The following is a 23,961-nucleotide window of genomic DNA, read 5'->3' on the forward strand; positions in this document are numbered from 1 at the left end:
CTCCCTCGTCCCATCCCGCCCCCGGCGGGCGACACTGCATCCTAGGCCGACCGCGCTGTCCACATCCCAGGGACGCCCGATCCACCACCCGATGGATCAGCCGCCGCCACCCAGTGTTCACCCCTCAGGTCCGGCCGGCGGGCCGAGCGCCGAGCATCACGTAGGTACCGAGCCCCACCACAGCGAGGACCCCCGCCACGGCGGCTGCGGTGGCGCTACCGTCCGGTTGCCCCGCCCAGGTGAGCACCCGGATCAGGACCGGTTCGGGCATCGCCGGCATCACCGCGGAGACAGCGGCGACGGCGAGCGGCGCGGCCCAGGCGAACTGCCGCCCGAACAGCGCCGCGGCAACCGCGGCCACACCGGCGAACGCCGCAGCATCCCGCCACACGACACCGATGGGGACGGGCGCATCGTGCCCGGCCGTGCCCGCCGCGGCGGCCGAATCGTGGCCGGCCACGGCGAAGAGGATGGTTGTCAGGACGGACACCAGCCCCGATACAGCCACCACCATCGCGACAACGTGTCCGAGCCGCCGCGGCACCCATCGGATCGCGGCGGTCCGGTCCAGGGCGCCGTCGTGGCCGCCCAGCCCGTGGCCCAGGACCGCCACGCCCAGCCCGACGGCCAGAACCACCGCCGCCACGGCCCGCCGCGGGTCGGCGTGGCCGGTGCCGGCCCAGGTGATGCCAAGCGTCCCGGGAAGGATGACAACGAGCGCGGCCGGGACACCGCGCGACCGCAGGTACAGCGCCAACGCTCTCATCGGCTGCTCCCGGCGGCCGCCGCGGCTTGGTCCCCACAGGTGAGACCGGCCGCCCGCACGGCCGCGACGCGTCGCTCCTGCTCGTTCGCGGGAAGTTCGCTCAGCTGCTGCCATGCCGTGGTGCGTGCCTTCTCCTCGGCGGGTACCGCAGCGACGAGCCCAGGGGCCGGATAGGTGCCATACAGCCACGCGGCGACGACGACGCGGGCCCGGCGCACGGCCAGATAGGTGCCGTCCTCCTGGGATCGGGCGCACTGCCGGGTTCCGCCGCCGAGCAGGATCCGGACGGTCAACTCGTCGGGTGTTCGCGTACCCCAGCCTCCGGAAGCTTGGTGATTGTCGCTGTCGAACCACACCTGCGAGGCGGGTTGGGGATAGCCCCGATCAGCGGTCACCTCATGCACCGAGGTGGGCGAGTCTGGCAGGGTGGCGAGCCGCCGCAGCGCCTGCCGGGCCGGCCCGACCAGACCGGACAAGTCGCCGGCGTGGATGCGGATCACGCAGACCCGTGGTCCGCCGTCGTGGGTGCACACCTCGGTGAGAGCACGTGGGTCGGCCACCGCGGCGGGAACGACCAGCATCGGCGCCGCAACCGCCAGGCCGAGCAGGGGCGGGATCAGCGCCAGCGGCCGGGTGAGCCGGCCGGTGGCGAGGGCGAGTATCAGCCCACCGCACGCGAGCCCACCGAACCAGACCGCCTGGCCGATGCTGACCGGGGAGGCGACGGTGTCGTACTCGGTGAACTGACCGGCGAAGACCGGAAGGAAGAGATTGTCGTCGCCTGATTTCGCCGCCTCGAAGGCGGTGCTGAGCCCCAGAGCGCTGCCCACTCCGGCCACCGCCGGGGTGAAGACGAACGGGCAGACCCGGCCGATCCCGAAGCCGAGCCAGCCTGCGGCGACGACGGCCGTCGCACCGGTGGCGGCCACCGCCAGCCCCGCCTTTGCCGACCACCCGATGTCGCTCGCCATGCCCGGCGCCCCGGCGACCAGGATCAACAGGTCGCCAAGAGCCAGGCAGAGGGCCGTGGTCAGGGCGAGCGGCAGCTGACGGCGCCAGCCCGAGACCGACGTCGTCTGCAGGAGCTCGTCCATCCGGAAGCGCCGCTCCCGGCGGCCCTGCCATGCACCGGCCGTGACGGCGAGCGGGCCCAGGACCAACAGCATGGTCCGTCCGAACGTCGCCAGTTGCACCCACTGGCCGGCCCACACCGGTGCCCCGTCGCCGACGGACGTGACGAGGACCAGCCCCGCCAACCCCGGCACGGCGATGAGCAGACCGGTGGCCAGCGCCCCGCCCCGACGAAGCTCGATGCTCGCGATGCTCCCGCTCATCGGACCGTCACCGCATCGCCGCGGTGCCGCGCGACCAATGCGGAGAAGCCGCGCTCCATCGGGCTGTCCCCCGGGTCATCGGGACGACCGGCCGCGGCGACGGCGGCGGGCGTTCCCTGGAAGACGCTCGTGCCCGCGTCGATGACGAGCACGTTGGAGCAGGCCGCCGCCACATCCTCGACGAGGTGGGTGGAGACGACCACACAGGACCGCTCCCCCAACTCCCGCAGCAGAGCCCGGAAGTCGAGACGCTGCTGTGGGTCGAGGCCCACGGTCGGCTCGTCTAGCAGCAGCAGGTCGGGTTCATTGACGATGGCCTGCGCGATGCCGGCCCGGCGCAGCATGCCGCCGGACAGCGCCTTCATCCGCGACCTCGCCCGCTCGGCCAGGCCGACCCGCTCGATCGCGGAGCGCACGGCCCGCCGCCGCCCGGCCCGAGGGACGCCCTTCAGCCAGGCCATGTATTCGACGAACTCGTCCACCGTGAACCGCGGGTAGTAACCGAAGTCCTGAGGTAGATAGCCGAGGGCGGCCCGCACCGTCCGCAGTTGTCGGGCCGCCGGCCACGCGCTCGCGCGCCCTGTGCCGGTGGAGTGACCGAGCAGAGTGAGGGTGCCGCCGGCCGGGCGCAGCACGGTGGCGAGCGCGCGGATCAGGGTCGTCTTTCCGGCGCCGTTGGGGCCGAGCAGGCCGTGCACTCCGGCGCCCAGGTGCAGGTCGATGCCGCGTACCGCAAGGTGTCCGCCGGTACGCAGCCGCAAGGCGGCCGCGGTCACCGCAGGATTGTCTGCTGTCTTCAAGGTGCCCTCCATTCGTTGACGCCGATCCTGCTTCCGGCGGCGTGGCGGGCGAATCAACCGTGCTGATGAGTCCGGCGGCGTCGGCTCAGCCAAAAGAATGAGGACGACCATGGAGTACGCCCGTAGCGTTGCCCGGCGTGACGAACCTTTGGCAAGGCACCCGGCGGCCGCGGAGCATCGTGGCCGCCGCGGCGGCCGTTCTTGTCATCCTCGAGGCGATGGCGGGCCCCACCATGCTCGCAAAGGCCGGCCTGGCCGCGGCCGGCCTACTGGCGCTGTATGCCGTGGTGGGCACCGATGCCCGGCCGATCGCCGTGGCGACCGCCGCGGGTGTGTCACTGCTGGTGTCGGCGGCATTCGCGTCGGTCCCCGCGCTGCGGCCCGAGGTCACCACCGGGGTCGGCGAGTTCCTTCTGCTGTCCGCCGCGCTCGTCCGCATGATCGTGCGTGGTCCGCTTCGGCGGGCGGCGCTTTCCGCCGCCACGGTCGCCGTCGCGTTGGTCGCCTCGCCGGTCCGCCTGCTGGGGCATCCGCGCGACGACCGCGCGATCGCACAGGACGCCGGCTTGACCCGTCCCGACCTGGCCACCTTCATCCTCTGCTGGATCCTGTTGATCTCGCTACTCGGCCTGTATCTGAGTGCACTGGAACGCCGCCGGGCCGACGCCGACCGGTTGGTGCGGCAGGCCGAACGCCTGGCCCAGGCCCGAGACCTGCACGACTTCGTCGCTCATCACGTCACCGCGATCGTGGCCCAGACCAAGGCCATCCGGTACGTCGGGGGAACCGATGCGCGCCCGAGCCCGGCGGACATGGACGCGATGCTGGCCGGCATCGAACGCTCCGGGGTTCAGGCGCTGACTTCGATGCGTACGCTCGTCGGCTCCCTGCGTGATGACACCGGCCCGGCTGTGCTTCGGCACCGTACCCTCGATGATCTGTTGGCCGCGGTGGTCGAGCAGTTCCCGCGCACGGGCCCGGCACCTACTGTGCACATCGACGAGGCGTTGGCTGGACGGCCGCTGCCCGCCGACAGTCTCGACGCGATCCACCACACCGTCCTCGAGGCTCTGACCAATGTGCTGCGCCACACGACGGGTGTAAGCCGCATCGACATTCGGATCCGCCCGGCAGAGGATCGGCCTGACCTGTCCGAGGTGTCGGTGCGCAACGACGGCGAGCCGGCGCCGAGCACGTTCCCCGCCGGCGGCTTCGGCCTTACCGGCCTGGCCGAACGCGTGCAGGCCCTCGGCGGTTCCCTTTCCGCGGGTCCGGTCCCTCCCTCCGACGCACCGACTACCGCCGACCCGGCCTCTGTTCAGCCGGCCGGTGGCACGTCCGAGACTGCAGTCGGCCGCGGCTGGCAGGTCACCGCTCTGGTGCCGCTCGTGAGCGAGTCGCCGGTACGGCTGGGAGCGTCGTCGACATGACCATTCGGGTCCTACTGGCGGATGACCAGCAGATGGTGCGGAACGCGTTCCGCATGATCCTCGACGCGCAGCCGGACATCGAGGTGGTGGCCGGAGTGGCGGATGGTGAGACCGCCGTGAGTGAAGCCCGCCGCCTGCGGCCCGACGTCTGCCTGCTGGACATCCGGATGCCCCGGGTCGACGGGCTGGAGGCCACCCGGTTGCTGGCCGGGCAGGCCGTTCGCGATCCGCTCAATGTTCTGATCGTGACGACCTTCGACCTGGACGAGTACGTCCATCGGGCGCTCCGCAACGGCGCCTGCGGCTTTCTGCTGAAGGACGCGTCTCCCGCGCTGCTCGTCGAGGCGGTTCGCGCCGCAGCCGCCGGCAACACGCTCATCTCGCCCGCGGTGACCGTTCGTCTGCTCGCCCACCTCGCACCGCACCGCACCGCCGATCCGGCCGAGCCGGAACCGCCGCCGACCGAACCGCTCACCGAACGAGAGCTCGACATCGTCCGGCTCGTCGCTCATGGACAGACCAACGACGAGATCGCCAAGACCCTGTTCGTCACGCTCGCCACGGTCAAGACCCATCTGGCCAACATTCAGCGCAAGCTGTCCGCCCGCAACCGCGTCGAGATCGCTGCTTGGGCGTGGCGCACCGGTATCGGCGCCGCCGAACTTCCGGCCGATCGATGACGGGACGACCGACGCAACCGCCACAGGTCGGCCGCGGCCGCCTACGGCCGGTCGTCGCCCGAGCCGCCACCGTCAGCATTCCCCGCTGCCTCGGGCCAGACACCACCACCGCCAGAACCGCGACCGTCGACCGCGCTGCCCATGCCAGGACTCCGCAGGGCGGCGACGCCGACGCCGCCGTCCGAGCCGTCGGTGGCGGCCTGGTCATCGCGGTCGGGGTGGGCGTTCTTGTTCTGATCGTCGGCGCGCCAGGTCGCGTCCGTACTTTTCTCGGTTGCGGTGCGGCGGGCGGTGCGGGTGACGCGGCTCCGGTTGGCGCCGGCCTTCGTTTTGCCCGCTCCTCCGGCCGGGGTCGGATCGTCGGCGTAGTCGGGGGCCGGCTTTTCGTCGGTGTCCGGGCTGAGGGCGGCGAGCACGGCCTCGGCGGTGCGCTTGCCGATGCCCTGGACCTCGGTCACCTCCTCCACGGTGGCCTGGCCAAGCCGCTTGAGCGACCCGAAATGGCGGAGCAACGCCTTCCGTCGGGTCTCCCCCAAGCCGGGGATGCTGTCCAGCGCGGACGCCGTCATCCGCTTGGACCGCCGCTGCCGGTGGAAGGTGATCGCGAACCGGTGCGCCTCGTCGCGTACCCGCTGGAGCAGGTAGAGCGCCTCGGACGTCCGCGGCAGGATCACCGGGAAGTCGTCGCCCGGCAGCCACACCTCCTCGAGGCGCTTGGCCAGCCCGCACAGTGCGACGTCGGTGATGCCGAGGTCGGAGAGCACCGCGGCGACGGCGTTGACCTGCGGCTGGCCGCCGTCGACGACGACCAGCTGGGGCGGGTAGGCGAACCGCCGCGGCTTCCCGGTCAGCGGATCGATGCCGGGCAGGTCATTGGTGGCCAGGCCGTCCGAGCCGGTAGCGGAGCTCCCGGCCGCGACCGAGACCCCGGCCGGACCAGAACCCTCAGCCGAACCGGAGCCCGCAACCGAGACCCCGGCCGGACCGGAGTCCTCGGCGGCAACCTCGTCCTCTTCGGACTCGGGGGTGTCGCGGGGCGCGTCCGCCTCCAGGTGCGCCTTGTAGCGGGCGAACCGCCGGCGCATCACCTCGCTCATCGCGGCCAGGTCGTCCGTACCGCTGCCGTCGGGGTTTCCGCGAACCGCGAACCGGCGGTACTCGCTCTTGCGGGGCAGGCCGTCCTCGAAGACGACCATGCTGGCCACGACGTCGGTGCCCTGGATCTGCGACACGTCGAAGCACTCGATGCGCAGGGGGGCGGACTCCATCCCGAGCGCCTCGGCGATCTCATCGAGTGCCTTGCTGCGGGTGGTCAGGTCGCCGGCGCGGCGCAGCTTGTGCCGGGCCAGCGACTCGCCGGCGTTGCGGGCCACGGTCTCCATCAGCGACCGCTTGTCACCGCGCTGCGGCACCCGCAGAGTCGCCTTGGCGCCGCGCTTCTCCGACAGCCAGTCGTCGAGGGCAGCGGAGTCGGACGGCAGCTCCGGGACCAGGATCTCCCGTGGCACGTCGCCGCCCTGCTCGGCCCCGTACATCTGGGAGCAGAAGTGATGGACCAGGTCGCCGGTGGTCAGGTCCTCGACCTTTTCCACCACCCAGCCGCGCTGGCCGCGCACGCGGCCGTCGCGGACGTGGAAGACCTGGACCGCCGCCTCGAGCGGATCCTCGGCGAACGCGACCACGTCGGCGTCGGTGCCGTCGCCGAACACCACGGTCTGCTTCTCCATGGCCCGGCGCAGCGCCGCGATGTCGTCGCGCAGCCGGGCCGCCCGCTCGAACTCCATCTCTTCCGAGGCGGCGAGCATGTCACGCTCGAGCCGCTTGACGAAGGTGTCGGTCTTGCCGCCCATGAAGTCGCAGAAGTCGAGGACGATCTGCCGGTGCTCCTCGGCGCTGACCGTGCCGACACAGGGCGCCGAGCATTTGCCGATGTAGCCCAGCAGACACGGACGGCCGATCTGCCCCGATCTTTTGAAAACCCCGGCTGAGCAGGTACGAGCGGGAAAGACACGAAGCAGCAGATCGAGCGTCTCGCGGATCGCCCAGGCATGCGAGTAGGGACCGAAGTATCGGACTCCCTTGCGCTTGGCGCCGCGCATCACCTGCAGCCGCGGATATTCCTCGTTCAACGTCACGGCCAGGAACGGGTACGACTTGTCGTCCCGGTATTTCACGTTGAACCGCGGGTCGAACTCCTTGATCCAGGTGTATTCCAGCTGGAGCGCCTCGACCTCACTGCCGACCGTGACCCAGTCCACAGAGCCCGCGGTCGTCACCATCTGCTGCGTACGGGCGTGCAGCGACCAGGTGTCGGCGAAGTAGGAGTTCAGCCGGCTGCGCAGGCTTTTCGCCTTGCCGACGTAGATGACCCGGCCCTGAGGATCACGGAAGCGGTAGACCCCCGGGGCGTCGGGAATGGTCCCGGGGGCGGGTCGATAGCTGGACGGGTCAGGCACGGGTCCCACAGTAGTGCCGACCCCTGACAGAATGGCCCGACCGGAGGTCCGTTGCCGCCGCCACGGCGTCGGGCCTCCGGCCGTTTCTCACCAGGTCTCGGTGGTCCGGCTCAGGCTGCGACGATGTTGTCGCCGTCCACCTTGACCTTGGTCTCCGGCAGCGGCTTGCGCGCCGGGCCACTCTGCGGCGAGCCGTCGGCGATCGAGAACTCGCTCTTGTGACACGGGCAGAAGATCACACCGCCGTCGACCTTGCTCACGTCGCAGCCCTGATGCGTGCACACCTTGCTGAACGCCTTGAACGTGCCCGACTCGGGCTGCGTGATCACATAGTTGCCCTTGATGATGCCGCCGCCCTGCGGCACGTCGGCGGTCGCGGCCAGCACACCCGCGGCCGCACCGCCGGTGTTGCCGCCGGGCGAGTCGCCGCTCGAGTCGTTGCCCGGGCTCTTGCTGCCGGCGGGAATCGGATCGTTGGTGAAGCCCTGGTCGCTCTGGCCACCCGAACTGGTGCCGCAGGCCGCCAGCAGGCAGGCGGCACCGACGGCGCCGGCCCCCGCGAAGACCGCCCGCCGGGGCGCGCCCGGGCGCCCGTGTGCGCAGGTGGTCTCAGCCTCGGGCTTCGTCTGCACGTCAGTCATCTGTCGGAACCCTCCCAGTACCGTCTGTCCGCGTACGACGGTCACGCGGCGTCGCCATTAAATACGATCCAGCCCGTCGAGTGGTTCATAACTTGAAGCTGCAATTATTCGCCATCACTTCGGCAATTTGCCCCATTTTCCCGATCCGGCGTCAGTATTTGCAGGGATTTCCCAGGTTAGGCCCCAACGATCCGCCCCGTTCGACACCCCCCACCCCGCTCACCACACATAGAAGTCACCCAATCACCTTAAGTAACCACCCGCCGTCCCGCCCCACCACCAAACCCCCAGTGGTAGCCAGGAGCGACGGTACGAGCTCGGACACTGCCCCGGGGCCACCGGTGGGGCGGATGAGGAACGGGCCCACGCACATCGGCGCGGGCCCGTGGGTGAAGCGGGGTGGTCAGTCAGGACGAGGTCTTGGCGCGGGAGCGGGGCGGTGCCTTCTTTGCCGGAGCCTTGGCCGGTGTCGCCTTCGCCGTGGTGGCCCGCCCGGCGTTCGACGACTTGGCCGCGACGGTCGACTTGGTCACCCGGGCCGGCGCGGCCTTCGCCGGAGCCGAAGCCGAGCCCGACGCCGAGCGTGAGCCCGACGCGGAGGCTGACGTCGAGGTGGTGGAGCGGTTGCTGTTGGCCTTGGTGGCACGGGCGATCGCCTTCGGGGCCCCGGCCGGCTCGCCGGAGAGGCCGAGCACCGGACGCAGGAAGGCGCCGGTGTGGCTCTCGGGCACTTCGGCCAGTTCCTCCGGGGTGCCCGCGGCCAGCACCAGGCCACCCTTGTTGCCGCCCTCGGGACCCATGTCGATCAGCCAGTCCGCGGTCTTGATGACGTCCAGGTTGTGCTCGATGACGATGACCGTGTTGCCCTTGTCGACCAGGCCGTTGAGCACCATGAGGAGCTTGCGGATGTCTTCGAAGTGCAGGCCGGTGGTCGGCTCGTCGAGGACGTAGACAGTGCGGCCGGTCGACCGCTTCTGCAACTCGGAGGCCAGCTTGACGCGCTGCGCCTCGCCGCCGGAGAGGGTGGGGGCGGGCTGGCCCAGGCGGACGTAGCCCAGGCCGACGTCGACCAGTGTCTTGAGGTGCCGGTGGATCGAGGTGATCGGCTCGAAGAAGGTCGCGGCCTCCTCGATCGGCATCTCGAGCACCTCGGAGATGGTCTTGCCCTTGTAGTGCACCTCGAGCGTCTCGCGGTTGTAGCGGGCGCCCTTGCACACCTCGCACGGGACGTAGACATCCGGGAGGAAGTTCATCTCGATCTTGATGGTGCCGTCGCCGGCGCAGTTCTCGCAGCGGCCACCCTTGACGTTGAACGAGAACCGGCCCGGCCCGTAGCCGCGCACCTTGGCCTCGACAGTCTCGGCGAACAGTTTGCGGATGTTGTCGAAGACGCCGGTGTAGGTGGCCGGGTTGGAGCGGGGCGTGCGCCCGATCGGAGACTGGTCGACGCCGACGACCTTGTCGACGTGTTCCATGCCGCTGATCCGGGTGTGCCGGCCGGGGACCATGCGGGCGCCGTTGATGGTGTTGGCCAGGACCGTGTAGAGGATGTCGTTGACCAGCGTCGACTTGCCCGAGCCGCTGACCCCGGTGACCGCGATGAACTGGCCCAGCGGGAAGCCGACGGACAGGTTGCGCAGGTTGTGCTCGCGGGCACCCTGCACGACCAGCTCACGCCCGGCCACCTGCGGGCGCCGGTGCCCGGGCAGCGGGATGCTCTTGCGGCCGGACAGGTAGGCGCCGGTCGGCGACTGCTTGTTGGCCAGCAGGCCCTTCACCGAGCCGCTGTGCACGATCTTGCCGCCGTGCTCGCCGGCGCCGGGCCCGATGTCGACGATCCAGTCGGCCGTGCGGATGGTGTCCTCGTCGTGTTCGACCACGATCAGCGTGTTGCCGAGGTTCTTGAGCCGGACCAGCGTCTCGATCAGCCGGTGGTTGTCGCGCTGGTGCAGACCGATCGATGGCTCGTCGAGCACGTAGAGCACGCCGACCAGGCCGGAGCCGATCTGGGTGGCGAGCCGGATGCGCTGCGCCTCACCGCCGGACAGGGTGCCGGCGCCACGGTCGAGCGACAGGTAGTCGAGGCCGACGTCGACCAGGAACCGCAGCCGCGCGTTGATCTCCTTGAGCACCCGCTCGGCGATCATCTTCTGCCGGTCGTCGAGCTCGATGGTCGACAGCAGCTCGGCGCAGTCGCCGATGGACAGGTTGCAGACCTCGGCGATGCTCCGGCCGGCGATGGTCACCGCCAGCACCTCGGGCTTGAGCCGGGAGCCGCCGCAGGTCGGGCAGGGCACGTCACGCATGTAGCCCTCGTACTTGTCGCGCGACCAGTCGCTCTCGGTGTCGTTGTGCCGGCGCTCGATCCACTGGATCACGCCCTCGAAGCCGGTGTAGTAGGACCGCTCACGGCCGTACTTGTTGCGGTACCGGACGTGGACCTGGTCCTCCGAGCCGTGCAGGATCGTCTTTTGCACCCTCGACGGCAGCTGCCGCCACGGGGTGTCGACGCTGAACTTCTCGGCCTTGCCGAGGGCCTCGAGCAGGCGCAGGAAGTATTCCAGGGTCGAGCCGCCGGACCACGGCTGGATGGCACCCTCGCGGATGCTCTTCTCCTCGTCCGGGATGATCAGCTCGGGGTCGACCTCTTTCTTGGTGCCCAGGCCGGTGCACTCGGGGCAGGCGCCGTAGGGGGCGTTGAAGGAGAAGACCCGGGGCTCGATGTCCTCGATCGCCAGGGGGTGGTCGTTGGGGCAGGCCAGGTGCTCGGAGAAGCGCCGCTCGCGGGCCGGGTCGTCCTCGGGCAGGTCGACGAAGTCGAGTAGGACGATGCCGCCGGCCAGGCCCAGGGCGGACTCGACCGAGTCGGTCAGCCGCTGCTTGCTGGCCGCCTTGACGCTGAGCCGGTCGACCACCACCTCGATGGTGTGCTTTTCCTGCTTCTTGAGCTTCGGCGGCTCGGTCAGCGGGTGCACCACGCCGTCGACGCGCGCTCGCGCGTACCCCTTGGCCTGCAGCTCCTGGAAAAGGTCGACGTATTCACCCTTGCGGCCGCGGACCACCGGCGCGAGCACCATGAACCGGGTGCCCTCCTCCATGGCGAGGACCCGGTCGACGATCTGCTGCGGGGTCTGCTTGCTGATCCGCTCGCCGCACACCGGGCAGTGCGGGATGCCGGTGCGCGCGAAGAGGAGCCGCAGGTAGTCGTACACCTCGGTGATCGTGCCGACGGTCGACCGGGGGTTGCGCGAGGTGGATTTCTGGTCGATCGAGACGGCCGGGGACAGGCCCTCGATGAAGTCGACATCGGGCTTGTCCATCTGCCCGAGGAACTGCCGGGCGTACGACGACAGTGACTCGACATAACGCCTCTGGCCCTCGGCGAAGATGGTGTCGAACGCGAGGCTCGACTTGCCGGAACCGGACAGCCCGGTGAACACGATCATCGCGTCGCGGGGCAGGTCGAGGTTGACGTCGCGCAGGTTGTGCTCCCGCGCGCCGCGGACGATCAGTCGGTCGGCCATCAGGCAGGCGCTCCGTACATGTGTATGAGAGTCAGCAGAATCGCGGCCACTCTAGCCACGGGGTATGACAAGAACGGGCCGACGGGGTACAGCGTCGTGCACTTGACGCACATTCCCGCAGATCCGGCGGAGCAATCGTCACCCGCGAGGGGGAACCGGAAGATCCCGTACGTCCCACAGCAGCACCCCGCCGGCCTGCTGCGGGCCGCGGCCGAGCAGTTGGGTCAGGGTGACACCCAAAGCATCCACGTTCCGGCTCCCGGGCACCAGCACGACCACCCCGGCCCGCCAGAACGTGAGGTCGGCCACCGCGTCGGCCCGTTCCCGCGGAGTCACCGACGGGATCTGCCCGTACTCGCGCACCTTCCAGAGCAGCACGGACGTCGGCCGGTGGGGCGCGTTCCACGACCCGGTCAGGTCGGACGGCGCGTTCCGCGGTCCCATGAAGTAGCCGCGCGGCACCCGGAACTCGAGGTTGCTGAGGGCGGCCCAGCGCATCGCCTCGCGTCCGGTGGTGACCTCGGGCAGCGGCACCGGCACCACGGTGCGGTCGCCGGTGACGTACGGCCGCCACATCTCGGCGGCGATGAACCGCGGCAGCGGGGTGGCCGGGATGGTCGGCAGCGGTTTGGGCAGCACCGGCACCAGGGCCACAACCAGCCCGGCCAGGAACCAGAGGCGGGCACGGCCGGTCAGGCGCACCCCCCGGTCGACGGTCAGGGCGAGCAGCACGCCGACGAGGGTGGCGGTGACCATGGCGAACCGGGTCACGCTGACCAGGTTGATCACCGGCAGGTGGCTGAACAGCCCGAACGGCAGCGGGACGGTGGTGGTGATGCCCGAGGCGCGCAGGTGCGGGCCCATGGAGACGAGCAGCATGAGCAGGGCGGCGATGGCGACCGAGCGGGCGGCGACCGAGCGGCGCCAGGCCATCCGTACGCCGATCACCAGCAGGACCAGCAGCGGCAGGCCGAAGAACGTGTTCTCCTCGGTCTCGCTGACGCTCAGCACGCCGGCGATGTAGGAGTTGCCGGCCAGCGACTGCCGGGCGTACGCGCCCAGCGACAGCAGGTCGGTCACGTACTCGTCGGGTGTGAAGGGCTGGCCCTCGTAGTGGCCCGGCCCGGAGAACTGCCACCACAGCGGGTAGATCAGGAGCACGCCCGCGGTGACGGCGGCGACACCGATGCCCGCGGCGACCCGCCCGGCCACCTCCCTGGCCTCGGGCCACGCCATCAGGGCGTACGCGATCACGAAGACGCCCAGCGTGAGCGCCGTGAAGAGCAGGACCTCCTCGTTGACGAAGACCTGCAGCACGATCAGCAGCCCGAGCAGGACCCCGCCGCGCACCACCCGCCCCGGCTCGCGCAGCCGCAGCACCTGCCAGACGATGAACGGCACCACGAACTGGCTGACGAAGTTGATGTGCCCGTTGGCGTGCGACACCATCGCCGGGCAGAAGCCGCACCACAGCGCGCCCAGCCAGGCCGCGACCGGGCTGGTCACCAGCCGCCGGAGCACCCAGTACCAGGCGGCGGCGGTGCCGGCCAGGCCCAGCGTCAGCAGCAGCACCAGGGACACGCCGGCGCCGAGGAAGTGGGTGACCGGCGCCACCGGCACGCTCAGCGCGAGGATCGACGTGTTGGCCATCATGTTCACGCCGTCGGGCACGTTCAGCCGGTCGGTGAAGAACGGGTTCTCACCGTGGAACAGCACCCGCTCGCCGTGCGCCATCACGAACAGGAAGAAGCCGTGGTCGTCGTCGTTGTGCGACAGCACCCGGCCGGCCGGGTCGGCCCAGAGCCGAATCATGACCAGGACGGCCAGTACCGGGAAACTCAGCCAGGCCCACCACTCGCGGAATTTACCTTCGGCCTGCACCGGGGCAGTTTAGAGGCGAGGCTTGCGCCGCCCGGAAGCGGCCAGCCGAGCGCTCTCCACCGCCACCTCTTTGTGCAGTTTGCGCCAGCTGTCGAGCCGGCGCCGGGTCAGCGTGCCGGCGGCGATCGCGTCCCGCACCGCGCAGCCCGGTTCGGCCTCGTGCCGGCAGTCACCGAACCGGCAGAACACCGCCAGTCCGGCGATGTCGGCGAACGCGTGGTCCAGCCCGGCCGCGGTGTCGAGCAGGCCGACGCCGCGGATGCCCGGCGTGTCCAGCACCGCTCCCCCGCCCGGCACCGGCACCAGGTTGCGGTAGGCGGTGGTGTGCCGCCCCTTGCCGTCAACGCGCCGGATCGCCTGCACCGGCATCACGTCCGCGCCGGCCAGCGCGTTGACGATCGTCGACTTGCCGGCCCCGGACCGGCCCAGCAGGGCCAGGGTCCGGCCCGGCGGGACGAGGGCTCTGAGTTTGGCCAGACCCTTCCGCTTGGTCACGCTCACGGCCTGCACGGGTACGCCCGGAGCGAGCTGCCGCATCTGCCGCGCGATGGCCTCGGGGTCGCGGGCGGTGTCGGCCTTCGACAGCACCAGCACCGGTTCGGCGCCCGACTCCCAGGCCAGCGCCAGCAGCCGTTCGACGCGGGCGCTGTCGGGCGCCGGGTCGATCGGCTCGACCACCGCGACGGTGTCCATGTTCGCCGCCAGCACCTGCCCGCTGGCGTCCTTGTCGGCGGTCCGCCGGATCAGGGTGGTGCGGCGTGGGAGCACACCTTCCACAGTGGTACGCCGATCGGGCCAGCGCCGCAGCACCACCCAGTCGCCCGCGCAGGGCAGCCGGGCCGGGTCACCGGCGGCGGCCAGCAGCAGCCCACCGGCCAGTGAGGCACGGATCACACCGTCGGTGCCGAGGGTGGTGCAGACGCCGCGGTCGGCCCGCAGCACCCGGGCGGGCGTGCAGTCGGCGGCCGGCCGGTACGCGGATGCGAAGTTGTCGTCCCAGCCGAGCTGGAACAGGTCTTGTTTCATGTGAGCCCTTAGATCGTGTGGGTGACCCCCCAACGCCTATTTCCAGATTCGCCACCGGTGCCGGCGCCCCGGGAATGAAGCTGAAACAGGCGGCGTCGCTCCGGCCGGAGTCCTGGCACAGACGGTACGTTCGCCATCACCGGCGGGGAAAGTGAATTCCGGCGGCCCCGGCCAGCTAGGGTTTCGGCGTGACCATCGATCCGCTCGTCCTGATGACCGATGTCGAGGCCGCCACCGGGCGCCTCCTGCGCACCGCCGAGGGCCTCGACCCGGTGACCGTGACCCAGCCGTCGGCGCTGCCCGGCTGGACCGTGGGACACGTGCTCACCCACGTGGCGCGCAACGCCGACGCCTACACCAACCTGCTGACCTGGGCCCGGACCGGGGTCGAGACGCCGTCGTACGCGTCCCCGGCGGCCCGCACCGAGGGCATCGAGGCCGGCGCCGACCGGCCGCTGCGCGAGCAGATCGTCGACATCCGCGACGCCCACGAGCGCTTCTCCGACGCGGCCGCCGCGATGACCGCCGAGGCGTGGACCTTCTTCCTGGAGCCCACCGGCCAGTCGGCGGCGGCCGTGCCGTGGGCCCGGCTGCGCGAGGTCGAGGTGCACCACGTCGACCTGGACGCCGGTTACGGGCCCGGCGACTGGACCGACGGCTTCGCGCTGCGGCTGCTGCGCGAGATCGTGACCGGGTTCGCCGACGACGGGTTCGCGCTGGTGCTCCGCCCGTACGGGATCGATCATCCGCTCCTGATCGGCGACAACCCGGACGCGCCGGTCGTGGGCGGGCCCACCCGCTCGATCGCGGCCTGGCTCTCCGGCCGCGGCGACGGCGCCGACCTGACCGTCTCGCCCGACGGCGAGCTTCCCGTGGTTCCGAGGTGGAAATGATGAGCGACTACACCGGCGACGTCACGCCCGGCGGGCCGCCCGCCGTCCGCGAGCTGCCCGGCCTGACCGTCACCAAGCTGTCCGTCGGCCCGATGGACAACAATGCCTACCTGCTGCGCTGCCGGGCCGACGGCAGCCAGGTGCTGATCGACGCGGCCAACGAGGCCGACCGTCTGCTCGACCTGATCGGCCCGGCCGGCCTCACGGCGGTGATCACCACCCACCGGCACGGCGACCACACCGGCGCCCTGACCGAGGTGGTCCGGGCGACCGGCGCCGAGTCGCTGGCCCACGCCGACGACGCCACCGAGATCCCGGTGGTGACCCGCACCCTGGCCGACGGCGACACGGTGCCGGTGGGCGACCGCACCCTCGAGGTGATCCACATCGTGGGCCACACCCCCGGCTCGATCACCCTGGCCTACCGCGATCCGGCCGGCTCGGCCCACCTGTGGACCGGCGATTCCCTCTTCCCCGGTGGGGTCGGCAACACCCGCGGCAACAAGAAGAACTTCGCCTCGCTGATCGGCGACGTCGAGTCGAAACTGTTCGGCCGCTTCGGCGACGACACCTGGTTCTACCCCGGCCACGGCAAGGACTCGACGCTGGGGGCCGAGCGCCCGTCACTGCCGGAATGGCACGCCCGCGGCTGGTAGCCCACGGCCACAGGTCAACTCGATCCACTGATCCGGCCGCCGTCTCCGCCGGAAAGCCGTTGACCGCGGCCAAATGACCACCAACTGAGCGGCCAGATGACCACGGATGTCGCGGCCAGATGACCACTGACCATGGCTCCTCGACGACCCGGCCACACGTCACTCAGCACACGACGATCCGGCGACCTTCGTCGGCAGCTCACCTGGACCGACGAGCGTGCGGCCCTCCACCATTACCGCACGAAGTACGGTGTCGAGGTCGACGCCGTCCTCGAGACGCCGGACGGACGGGTCGTCGGCGTGGTCGGAGATCCTGCGTGCCGGTGCGCCGTCAGCCCGGTGACCGGCCGAAGCCGGAGAGGAGCCCGGTGTAGGGCTTCGCGGGCGGTGCGGCGTACTCGCCCCGGGGCGACGTGACGGCACCCAGGCGGATCAGGGCCTCGGTCGTCGTGACGGCCGCGGCCACGCCGTCGATGACCGGGACCCCGAGCTCAGCCGACGCCGCCGCGCACAACGACGCCATGCCCGCGCAGCCCAGGACGATCACGTCGGAGCCGTCGCGCTCCAGGGCCGTACGCGACAGGTCCACCACCTGTTTCAGCACGGCCGGATCGGATTCCAGGTCGAGGACCGGGATGTCGCAGGCGTACACGCCGCGGCAGACGCCCGGGGCCACGTAGCGTGCGGCCAGCTCCCAGGCCCGGCCCCTGGTCCGGTCCAGGGTGGTGACGACGCTGAAGCCGCGACCGACGAACGACGCCGCGTGCATCGCCGCCTCGGCTATGCCGACCACGGGACCGTGCGCCACCTCCCGGGCGGCGTCCAGGCCGGGGTCGCCGAAGCAGGCCAGCACGTACCCGTCGGATGGTGTGGAAACCGCGGCGAGCACACCGGGGACGGCGAGCGCCTCGTCGTAGTGGCTCTCGATCGACGCCGGGCCCATCGTGGACGTGACCGCCTCGATCGTCGTGCCCGGGCCGGCCACCGCCCGGGCACTCCGCTCGATCAGCGCCGTCATCGACGCGGTCGTGTTGGGGTTGACCACCCGGATCAGCACCGGGACAGGTCCCGGACCCGGAAGACCGGCACCAGCAGCCAGTAGGTGGCGAAGCCGAGGCCGCAGCCGATGAACCAGCTGTACTGGGCGACCTCGTGCATGCCGGGGCCGCCGGTCCACAGCACCGGGATCACCGCGATGACCGCGCCGACTGCGGTGGCGATGACCGCGGCGGGGTTGTAGCCGTTGCGGTACCAGTAGCGGCCGGCCGGACTCATCGTGAACATCTCGTCGACCTCGACCCGCTGCTTGCGTACCAGGTAGTAGTCGGCGATCAGCACGCCGAACAGCGGGCCGATGAAGGCGCCCAGCGTCTCCAGGGTGTAGTGGATGACCTCGGGATTGTTGTAAAGGTTCCACGGCGTGATCAGCACCGAGCCGACCGCGGCGATCATGCCGCCGGCCCGCCAGCTGATCCGTTGCGGGCTGACGTTGGAGAAGTCGAAGGCCGGGGAGATGAAGTTCGCGACGATGTTGATGCCGATCGTGGCGATGGTGAAGGTCAGGGCGCCGAGCACGATCGCGAAGGTGGAGTCGATCCGGGACACGGTCGCCACCGGGTCGGTGATCAGCTCGCCGAAGACCGGCACGGTCAGCGACGCGGTGACGACCACGAGCAGGCTGAAGACCAGGAAGTTGACCGGCAGCCCGAGCAGGTTGCCGCGCTTGACCGCGGCGAAGCTCTTGCCGTACCGGGAGAAGTCCCCGAAGTTCAACATCGGACCGGAGAAGTACGAGACGACCAGCGCGATCGCCCCGAGCATGATCGGCAGCGCGTCCCAGCCGTGATACTTCACCTCGCCCAGGGTCAGGTCGACCTCGGAGAAGCCGGCGCGGACCAGCAGGTAGCCACAGAGCAGGAACATCACCACGTAGACGGCCGGGCCGCAGAAGTCGATGAACCGGCGGATCGTCTCCATGCCGGTCCAGAAGACCGCGGCCTGCAGGACCCAGAGCAGCGCGTACGAGCACCAGCCGAGCAGTGGCAGCCCGAGGAACCCGTACTGACTGACGTCGGCGTAGGGCATCAGCCCCGGGAACAGTTTCAGGATCACCACGTCGAGCGCGGCCGACGCCAGGTAGGTCTGGATGCCGTACCAGGCGACCGCGATCAGCCCGCGGATGACGGCCGGCACGTTGGCGCCGAGCACCCCGAACGCCGAGCGGTTGATCACCGGGTAGGGCACGCCGGTGACCTGGCTGGGCCGGGCGACCAGGTTGCAGAAGAAGTAGACGATTCCGATGCCGGCGACCAGCGACACCAGGACCTGCCAGCTCGACAGGCCGAGGGCGAAGAGGCTGCCCGCGGTCACGTACCCGCCGACGCTGTGCACGTCGGACATCCAGAACGCGAAGATGTTGTACGAGCCCCACGACTGTTTGCGCAGCGGGGCGAGGTCCTCGTTGGCGAGCCGGGGGTCGTACTCCGGCTTGATTGCTCCGCTGCCGACCGGATGACCGGCGGCCTCGATGATGTCGGCCATGCGGTCAAACTAAGAACACAGTGTTACAAGACTATGACTGGAACGGTATATCTTCCCGGTTCGACAGCTCCGCCATGAACGACTGCAGCCGCCGGTGATGGACGCCGCAGACAGCCAGCAGCCGGTCCACGTCCCGGTCGACGAACGCCGCCAGCATCTCCGCGTGATCGTCGTGCAGCGACTCCCGCTCGGCGCTGTCCAGATGCGACATCGGCTGCAGCGGCTCGGTCATGTTCCACGCCGTGTCCAGCATGTGCAGCAGGCGGCGCATCCGGCACGGGCGGATCAGCGCCAGATGGAAGCGGCGGCTCTCCCGGTGGTGGGCGCGGGCGTCCCCCAGGGTCACGGCGGCGTCGAGCGCGGCGTGCGCCTCCCGCGCCGAGTCGTCGTCACCCGGCCCCGCCAGCGCCACCGCCGCCCGCAACGCCGCCGTCTCCAGAGCCTCCCGCACCAGGTAGAACTCGCCGAACTCGGGCGCGGTCATCATCGCGACCCGGTACCCGCCGTTCGGCCGGTGATCGACCAGCCCTTCACCGATCAAGGTCATCAAGGCTTCGCGTACGGGGATCCGGCTGACCCCGAACGCGGCCGCGACCTGATCCACCGGGATCGGCGAGCCCGGCGGCACCTCACCATCCAGAATCGCCGCCCGCAGGTCATCGAGAATCTCGCTCTGCGGCCGCCCGACGGGCTTGTCCGCGAGCCGCGAGACCAGAATCGACCGCCGTCGCGGACCAGGCATGCCCCACCCTAAGCCGCCCGTGTTACGGACACCGCCCTCCTCGACGCGGGCGCCACCCCTCCCCTCGGCCGCATCCTCCCCCTCGGCCGCATCCTCCCCCTCGGCCGCGCCCTCCCCCTCGGCCGCGCCCTCCCCCTCGGCCGCATCCTTCGCTTCGGCCGCATCCTTCGCTTCTGCCGTCAGCGGAAGCTCTGGGGCGGCACCGGACGGGCTGACTAGATTCGATCGCATGGACGTGCGCTGGCAACCCCGACCCGACCGGCCCACCGACCCCTGGTCCACGCCCGCGCCGCCCGGTCCGGCCGGTGCACAGGTGCCCGGCTGGCTCGAGGAACGCCTCTTCGACCAGCGGATCGTGATGGTCCGCGGCATGATCACGGCCGGCGACGCCACCGGCATCGCGGCCGCGCTGCTCACCCTCGAGGCATCCGGTCCGGCCCCCATCCAGCTGCACGTGGCCTGCCCCGGCGGCGAGCTCGGCGCCGCGCACGCGATCACCGACGTGATCGACTCGATGACCGCGCCGGTGCACGCGGTGGTCACCAGCGAGGCCGGCGGCGCGGTGCTGGCCGTACTGGCCGCGGCGCAGCAGCGTTCGGCCTACCGGCATGCCCGTTTCCGCCTCACCGAGCCTCGCGCCGCCGGCGTGACCGGAACCGCCGACGAGGTGGCGTCGGCCGCCGGCCAGCACCTGCGCGAACTCGAGGAGATGGTGCTCCGCCTGGTCGACGTGACCGGCCAGACCCGCAGCCGCATCGAGGACGACCTGACCACCGGCCGCATCATGAACGCCGCCGAGGCCCGCGACTACGGCCTCATCGACACAGTGGTCGGCGACGCCCCCCGCCCCACCACCTGAATCGCCCCCCGCCGCGACGGCATCCGACCGGCCGAAACGATAGAACCGGCCGAAACGACAAAAGGCCCACCTGACGGATCAGGCGGGCCTTTCGGGAAGCGACTTACTTGTCGGCGACCTTGACGCCCATGGAGCGGGCGGTGCCGGAGACGACCTGGACCGCGGCCTCCATGTCGTTGGCGTTGAGGTCGGGCAGCTTGCGCTCGGCGATCGAACGCACCTGCTCCTGGCTCAGCGTGCCAACGGTCTGGGTCAGCGGGTTGGACGCGCCCGACTGGATCCCCAGCGCCTTGCGGATCAGGAAGCTGGTCGGCGGCGTCTTGTAGGTCAGCTGGTGCGAGCGGTCCTCGAAGACCGAGACGATGACCGGGATGATCTCGCCGCGGTTCTTCGCGGTGGCCTCGTCGTACTCCACCTTGACGGCACGCATGTTGGCGCCGGTCGGGCCGAGCATTTTACCGAGGTCGACCATCGCGGCGTTACCCGCCTCAAGCGCGAGGGTCACCTCATGGGTCTTCTTCTTGGGCGGCATTGCTTACAGGCTCCTTCTGGTGTGCTGCACGGGCCGAAAGTAGGAGCCACGCGGAGCATCTGAACGCACAACAACCCCGAGACCTTACAGCGACGCCGGGAAGCGGGTCAAAACAGCAGGGATCTCGGGTTCCACCGACAAGTGTAGCCGCACCCGGCCGGCCGGCTGCGACCAGGTCAGTATCGGTCGCAGTAGCACGATTTCATCAGCGAACGGACCGAATCCACGTACGCCGGGTTGGGCAGCTCGCCGCTCTCGTGCGCGGCGTCGACCCCGCCCGGGCCGACGTGGTAGCCGGAGATGACCATGTTGAGCAGGCACATGCTGCCGTGGCTCCTGCACTTGGCCGGGCTGAGGTCGTACGAGCCCTTGAAGTACTGGTCGCCGAACGCCTTGGTCAGCCAGGCCAGATAGTTGGCGCCGGCCTGCGCGTTCTGCCGGTAGTCGGTGGCGTCGTAGTGCTCGCCGAAACGGAAGTTGATCTGGTCGACCGTGTCGGGCATCACCTGCATCAGGCCGCGGCCGCCGTCGCAGTTGACGATGTTCGACTGCCAGCCGCTCTCCTGCCAGGAGATGGCCTTGACCAGGTCGGTGGAGACCTTCAGCCTCGGCGCCGACTTCTTCCAGTACGTACGCCCGGCCGCCGTGGTCAGCGCCGCTTTGGCCTGCTTCTTGGACACCAGCTTGCCCTCGCGGGTCGCGCACTCGGGCAGCGTGAAGTTGTTCGGGTCCTCGGTCGGCTTCGGCTTCGCCTTCGTGGACGGCGTCGCCTTCTTCTTCTCCACCGGCGGGGGCTCCTCCGGCGTTCCGGGCTCGACGACCTCGATGGACGTGATCGGCTCCGGGCTCGCCGCCACCGGTTTCTGCTCGTCCGCGGACCCCCGGGCGAGGCCACAGCCCGCCAGCACGACCAGCCCGGCGACCAGCGCCGCGGCTCTCCCCCGCCTCATCCCAGAAAGCTAACAGCGGGCAAGCGCGCCACGCCGTCCCGAAAAACGGACAAATTACTCAGCTGTGAGCTTGCGTACGCGATACACCCCCGGGGCAATGTCCGCAACCACCGCCCGCGACAATGGTGAACATGCAAACCCGCTCGGACCTCCGCAACGTCGCCATCATCGCGCACGTCGACCACGGCAAGACCACGCTGGTCGACGCCATGCTCCGCCAGGGCAGCCAGTCCCACGCGCGCGGCGAGATGACCGACCGCGTCATGGACTCCATGGACCTCGAGCGGGAAAAGGGCATCACCATCCTGGCCAAGAACACGGCCATCAGCTATCAGCCGGCCGACGGCGCGCCCGTCACCATCAACATCATCGACACACCGGGCCACGCCGACTTCGGCGGTGAGGTCGAGCGCGGCCTGACCATGGTCGACGGCGTCGCGCTGCTGGTCGACGCGTCCGAGGGCCCGCTGCCGCAGACCCGCTTCGTGCTGCGCAAGGCCCTCGCCGCCAAGCTGCCGATCATCCTGATCATCAACAAGGTCGACCGGCCCGACGCGCGGATCAAAGAGGTCGTCGACGAGACGTACGAACTCTTCCTCGACCTCGACGCCGACGAGCACCAGATCGAGTTCCCGATCGTGTATGCCTGCGCCCGCGACGGCATCGCCTCGCTGACCCAGCCCAAGGACGGCACCGTCCCCGAGGACTCCACCGATCTCGAGGTGCTGTTCAACACCATCCTCGAAACCATCCCCGCGCCGACCTACACCGAGGGCGCCCCGCTGCAGGCGCACGTGGTCAACCTCGACGCGTCCAACTTCCTCGGCCGGCTCGCGCTCTGCCGCGTCCACGAGGGCACCATCCGCAAGGGCCAGACCGTGGCCTGGTGCAAGACCGACGGCACGATCAGCAACGTACGCATCTCCGAGCTCCTGATCACCGAGGGTCTCGAACGCAAGCCGGCCGAGAGCGCCGGCCCCGGCGACATCATGGCCGTCGCCGGCATCCCCGAGATCATGATCGGTGAGACGCTGGCCGACGCGGACAACCCCGTGCCGCTGCCCCTGATCACCGTGGACGAGCCGGCCATCTCGATGGTCCTCGGCACCAACACCTCGCCGATGGTCGGCAAGCAGAAGGGCAGCAAGGTCACCGCCCGCATGGTCAAGGACCGCCTCGACCGCGAGCTGATCGGCAACGTCTCGCTGCGCGTCCTGCCGACCGAACGGCCCGACGCCTGGGAGGTGCAGGGCCGCGGCGAACTCGCCCTGGCCATCCTGGTCGAGCAGATGCGCCGCGAGTCGTACGAGTTGACCGTCGGCAAGCCGCAGGTCGTCACCCGGGTCATCGACGGCAAGGTCCACGAGCCGGTCGAGCGCCTGACCATCGACGCCCCCGACGAATACATGGGCGCCATCACCAGCCTGCTGTCCACCCGCAAGGGCCGGATGGAAGAGCTGATCAACCACGGCACCGGCTGGCTGCGCATGGAGTGGCTGGTCCCGGCGCGCGGCCTGATCGGCTTCCGCACCGAGTTCCTCACCGACACCCGCGGCACCGGCATCATGCACCACATCTTCGAGGACTACGAGCCGTGGTTCGGCGAGCTGCGCACCCGCGGCAACGGCTCGCTCGTCGCCGACCGGTCCGGCCCGGTGACCGCGTTCGCGATGACCAACCTGCAGGAGCGCGGCTCGCTCTTCGTCGACCCCGGCACCGAGGTGTACGAGGGCATGATCGTCGGCGAGAACTCCCGCTCCGACGACATGGACGTCAACATCACCAAGGAGAAGAAGCTCACCAACATGCGGCAGTCCACCTCCGACGAGACGGAGAAGCTGATCCCGCCGCGCAAGCTGTCCCTGGAGCAGGCCCTCGAGTTCTGCCGCGAGGACGAGTGCGTCGAGGTGACCCCCGCAGCCGTACGCATCCGCAAGGTGATCCTCGACCAGCAGACCCGCGGTCGCGCCGCCGCCCGGGCCAAGCACCAGAAGTAAAGGAACCGTCAGACCCGATCCACGACTCACGCCGCGTCTTACAGCGCCGGGTGTCACCGGCGCCACGTTCCTCCGCGCCGCGGATTCCGGCCGGGAGGCGCTGCGCTTGCGCGCACCTCCCGGCGTCGGCTTCTGATCAGGGCGACGCCCTCGGTGCCGCCCGGGCGCCGCATCGTGACCGGGCTGCGAGATGGTGCACAACTTTGTCAGCTGGACTGCAGCCCGCAACTCTCAAGACGCGGCTTGCGACTGA

The 23,961-nt window shown here is 70.2% G+C and carries 18 protein-coding genes and 1 pseudogene; 6 read left to right on the plus strand and 13 right to left on the minus strand.

All coding sequences use genetic code 11. The features are described 5' to 3' along the window. Positions 1–124 precede the first annotated feature (124 nt). The 3 genes from ACGFIO_RS19870 to ACGFIO_RS19880 are packed head-to-tail and all read right to left on the minus strand — an operon-like array spanning position 125 to position 2,912. Complete coding sequence (locus tag ACGFIO_RS19870) at positions 125–766, minus strand: hypothetical protein (protein ID WP_392827731.1); 642 nt, start codon at positions 764–766, stop codon at positions 125–127. Further along, positions 763–2,100, minus strand: coding sequence for a hypothetical protein (locus ACGFIO_RS19875; RefSeq protein ID WP_392827732.1), 1,338 nt, complete (start codon positions 2,098–2,100; stop codon positions 763–765). The genes ACGFIO_RS19870 and ACGFIO_RS19875 overlap by 4 nt, the downstream gene beginning before the upstream one ends. After that, positions 2,097–2,912: an ATP-binding cassette domain-containing protein gene (locus tag ACGFIO_RS19880; protein WP_392827733.1), complete on the minus strand. Its 816-nt coding sequence runs from the start codon at positions 2,910–2,912 to the stop codon at positions 2,097–2,099. The genes ACGFIO_RS19875 and ACGFIO_RS19880 overlap by 4 nt, the downstream gene beginning before the upstream one ends. Positions 2,913–3,079: 167 nt before the next feature. Here ACGFIO_RS19880 and ACGFIO_RS19885 point away from each other — a divergent pair, with 167 nt between their 5' ends. Both ACGFIO_RS19885 and ACGFIO_RS19890 read left to right on the plus strand, forming a co-directional pair. Further along, positions 3,080–4,330, plus strand: coding sequence for a sensor histidine kinase (locus ACGFIO_RS19885; protein WP_392827734.1), 1,251 nt, complete (start codon positions 3,080–3,082; stop codon positions 4,328–4,330). Beyond that, positions 4,327–5,010 (plus strand): response regulator, encoded by a 684-nt coding sequence (locus ACGFIO_RS19890; protein WP_392827735.1) that lies wholly within the window; start codon positions 4,327–4,329, stop codon positions 5,008–5,010. The genes ACGFIO_RS19885 and ACGFIO_RS19890 overlap by 4 nt, the downstream gene beginning before the upstream one ends. A gap of 41 nt (positions 5,011–5,051) precedes the next feature. On the opposite strand, the gene uvrC is transcribed toward ACGFIO_RS19890, so the two are convergent. The 5 genes and pseudogenes from uvrC to rsgA all read right to left on the minus strand — a co-directional run bounded on the left by uvrC (position 5,052) and on the right by rsgA (position 14,538). Next, positions 5,052–7,466 (minus strand): excinuclease ABC subunit UvrC, encoded by a 2,415-nt coding sequence (gene uvrC, locus ACGFIO_RS19895; RefSeq protein WP_392827736.1) that lies wholly within the window; start codon positions 7,464–7,466, stop codon positions 5,052–5,054. Between the two features lie 110 nt (positions 7,467–7,576). Further along, the gene (locus ACGFIO_RS19900; protein ID WP_392827737.1) at positions 7,577–8,107 is read right to left on the minus strand and encodes a Rieske (2Fe-2S) protein; all 531 of its coding nucleotides are present in this window, start codon (positions 8,105–8,107) and stop codon (positions 7,577–7,579) included. A gap of 551 nt (positions 8,108–8,658) precedes the next feature. Continuing rightward, positions 8,659–11,631: pseudogene (uvrA, locus tag ACGFIO_RS19905) on the minus strand (excinuclease ABC subunit UvrA); the annotation flags it as partial. A gap of 138 nt (positions 11,632–11,769) precedes the next feature. Then, positions 11,770–13,512, minus strand: a complete 1,743-nt coding sequence (locus ACGFIO_RS19910) for a hypothetical protein (RefSeq protein ID WP_392827738.1) — start codon at positions 13,510–13,512, stop codon at positions 11,770–11,772. A gap of 9 nt (positions 13,513–13,521) precedes the next feature. Continuing rightward, positions 13,522–14,538, minus strand: coding sequence for a ribosome small subunit-dependent GTPase A (gene rsgA / locus ACGFIO_RS19915; protein WP_392827739.1), 1,017 nt, complete (start codon positions 14,536–14,538; stop codon positions 13,522–13,524). 188 nt (positions 14,539–14,726) lie between these two features. On the opposite strand from rsgA, the gene ACGFIO_RS19920 reads away from it, so the two are divergent. Next, on the plus strand, positions 14,727–15,431 hold the full coding sequence (locus tag ACGFIO_RS19920; protein ID WP_392827740.1) for a maleylpyruvate isomerase family mycothiol-dependent enzyme: 705 nt from the start codon (positions 14,727–14,729) through the stop codon (positions 15,429–15,431). Then, positions 15,428–16,087, plus strand: coding sequence for an MBL fold metallo-hydrolase (locus ACGFIO_RS19925; RefSeq protein WP_392827821.1), 660 nt, complete (start codon positions 15,428–15,430; stop codon positions 16,085–16,087). The genes ACGFIO_RS19920 and ACGFIO_RS19925 overlap by 4 nt, the downstream gene beginning before the upstream one ends. A 331-nt stretch (positions 16,088–16,418) precedes the next feature. On the opposite strand, the gene ACGFIO_RS19930 is transcribed toward ACGFIO_RS19925, so the two are convergent. From ACGFIO_RS19930 to ACGFIO_RS19940, 3 genes are read right to left on the minus strand one after another with little or no spacing between them, the layout of a single operon-like run. Further along, positions 16,419–17,144 carry an aspartate/glutamate racemase family protein gene (locus tag ACGFIO_RS19930; RefSeq protein ID WP_392827741.1) on the minus strand — a complete coding sequence of 242 codons (726 nt, stop codon included), beginning with the start codon at positions 17,142–17,144 and terminating at the stop codon, positions 16,419–16,421. Next, positions 17,138–18,628 (minus strand): NCS1 family nucleobase:cation symporter-1, encoded by a 1,491-nt coding sequence (locus tag ACGFIO_RS19935; protein WP_392827742.1) that lies wholly within the window; start codon positions 18,626–18,628, stop codon positions 17,138–17,140. Before ACGFIO_RS19935 ends, ACGFIO_RS19930 begins: the two co-directional genes overlap by 7 nt. A gap of 31 nt (positions 18,629–18,659) precedes the next feature. Then, complete coding sequence (locus ACGFIO_RS19940) at positions 18,660–19,370, minus strand: GntR family transcriptional regulator (RefSeq protein ID WP_392827743.1); 711 nt, start codon at positions 19,368–19,370, stop codon at positions 18,660–18,662. A 229-nt stretch (positions 19,371–19,599) separates the two neighbouring features. Here ACGFIO_RS19940 and ACGFIO_RS19945 point away from each other — a divergent pair, with 229 nt between their 5' ends. Next, on the plus strand, positions 19,600–20,229 hold the full coding sequence (locus tag ACGFIO_RS19945; protein WP_392827744.1) for an ATP-dependent Clp protease proteolytic subunit: 630 nt from the start codon (positions 19,600–19,602) through the stop codon (positions 20,227–20,229). A 103-nt stretch (positions 20,230–20,332) separates the two neighbouring features. Here the strand turns inward: ACGFIO_RS19945 and ACGFIO_RS19950 are convergent, their stop codons facing one another. Then, positions 20,333–20,761: an uL11 family ribosomal protein gene (locus tag ACGFIO_RS19950; protein WP_392827745.1), complete on the minus strand. Its 429-nt coding sequence runs from the start codon at positions 20,759–20,761 to the stop codon at positions 20,333–20,335. Positions 20,762–20,937: 176 nt separating this feature from the next. Continuing rightward, positions 20,938–21,711, minus strand: a complete 774-nt coding sequence (locus ACGFIO_RS19955; protein ID WP_392827746.1) for a lytic transglycosylase domain-containing protein — start codon at positions 21,709–21,711, stop codon at positions 20,938–20,940. A 131-nt stretch (positions 21,712–21,842) separates the two neighbouring features. On the opposite strand from ACGFIO_RS19955, the gene typA reads away from it, so the two are divergent. Next, positions 21,843–23,708: a translational GTPase TypA gene (gene typA / locus ACGFIO_RS19960; protein WP_392827747.1), complete on the plus strand. Its 1,866-nt coding sequence runs from the start codon at positions 21,843–21,845 to the stop codon at positions 23,706–23,708. The last annotated feature ends 253 nt before the right edge of the window (positions 23,709–23,961 follow it).

Origin of the sequence: Actinoplanes sp. NPDC049265 (assembly GCF_043197135.1) — a bacterium.
GTDB lineage: Bacteria > Actinomycetota > Actinomycetes > Mycobacteriales > Micromonosporaceae > Actinoplanes.

Excerpts from the sequence above, each read along its gene's own strand:
- ACGFIO_RS19870 (WP_392827731.1), bottom strand. The coding sequence starts at position 766 with ATGAGAGCGTTGGCGCTGTACCTGCGGTCGCGCGGTGTCCCGGCCGCG.
- ACGFIO_RS19875 (WP_392827732.1), bottom strand. The coding sequence starts at position 2,100 with ATGAGCGGGAGCATCGCGAGCATCGAGCTTCGTCGGGGCGGGGCGCTG.
- ACGFIO_RS19880 (WP_392827733.1), bottom strand. The coding sequence starts at position 2,912 with ATGGAGGGCACCTTGAAGACAGCAGACAATCCTGCGGTGACCGCGGCC.
- ACGFIO_RS19890 (WP_392827735.1), top strand. The coding sequence starts at position 4,327 with ATGACCATTCGGGTCCTACTGGCGGATGACCAGCAGATGGTGCGGAAC.
- ACGFIO_RS19900 (WP_392827737.1), bottom strand. The coding sequence starts at position 8,107 with ATGACTGACGTGCAGACGAAGCCCGAGGCTGAGACCACCTGCGCACAC.
- rsgA (WP_392827739.1), bottom strand. The coding sequence starts at position 14,538 with ATGAAACAAGACCTGTTCCAGCTCGGCTGGGACGACAACTTCGCATCC.
- ACGFIO_RS19925 (WP_392827821.1), top strand. The coding sequence starts at position 15,428 with ATGATGAGCGACTACACCGGCGACGTCACGCCCGGCGGGCCGCCCGCC.
- ACGFIO_RS19935 (WP_392827742.1), bottom strand. The coding sequence starts at position 18,628 with ATGGCCGACATCATCGAGGCCGCCGGTCATCCGGTCGGCAGCGGAGCA.
- ACGFIO_RS19940 (WP_392827743.1), bottom strand. The coding sequence starts at position 19,370 with ATGCCTGGTCCGCGACGGCGGTCGATTCTGGTCTCGCGGCTCGCGGAC.
- ACGFIO_RS19945 (WP_392827744.1), top strand. The coding sequence starts at position 19,600 with ATGGACGTGCGCTGGCAACCCCGACCCGACCGGCCCACCGACCCCTGG.
- ACGFIO_RS19950 (WP_392827745.1), bottom strand. The coding sequence starts at position 20,761 with ATGCCGCCCAAGAAGAAGACCCATGAGGTGACCCTCGCGCTTGAGGCG.
- ACGFIO_RS19955 (WP_392827746.1), bottom strand. The coding sequence starts at position 21,711 with ATGAGGCGGGGGAGAGCCGCGGCGCTGGTCGCCGGGCTGGTCGTGCTG.
- typA (WP_392827747.1), top strand. The coding sequence starts at position 21,843 with ATGCAAACCCGCTCGGACCTCCGCAACGTCGCCATCATCGCGCACGTC.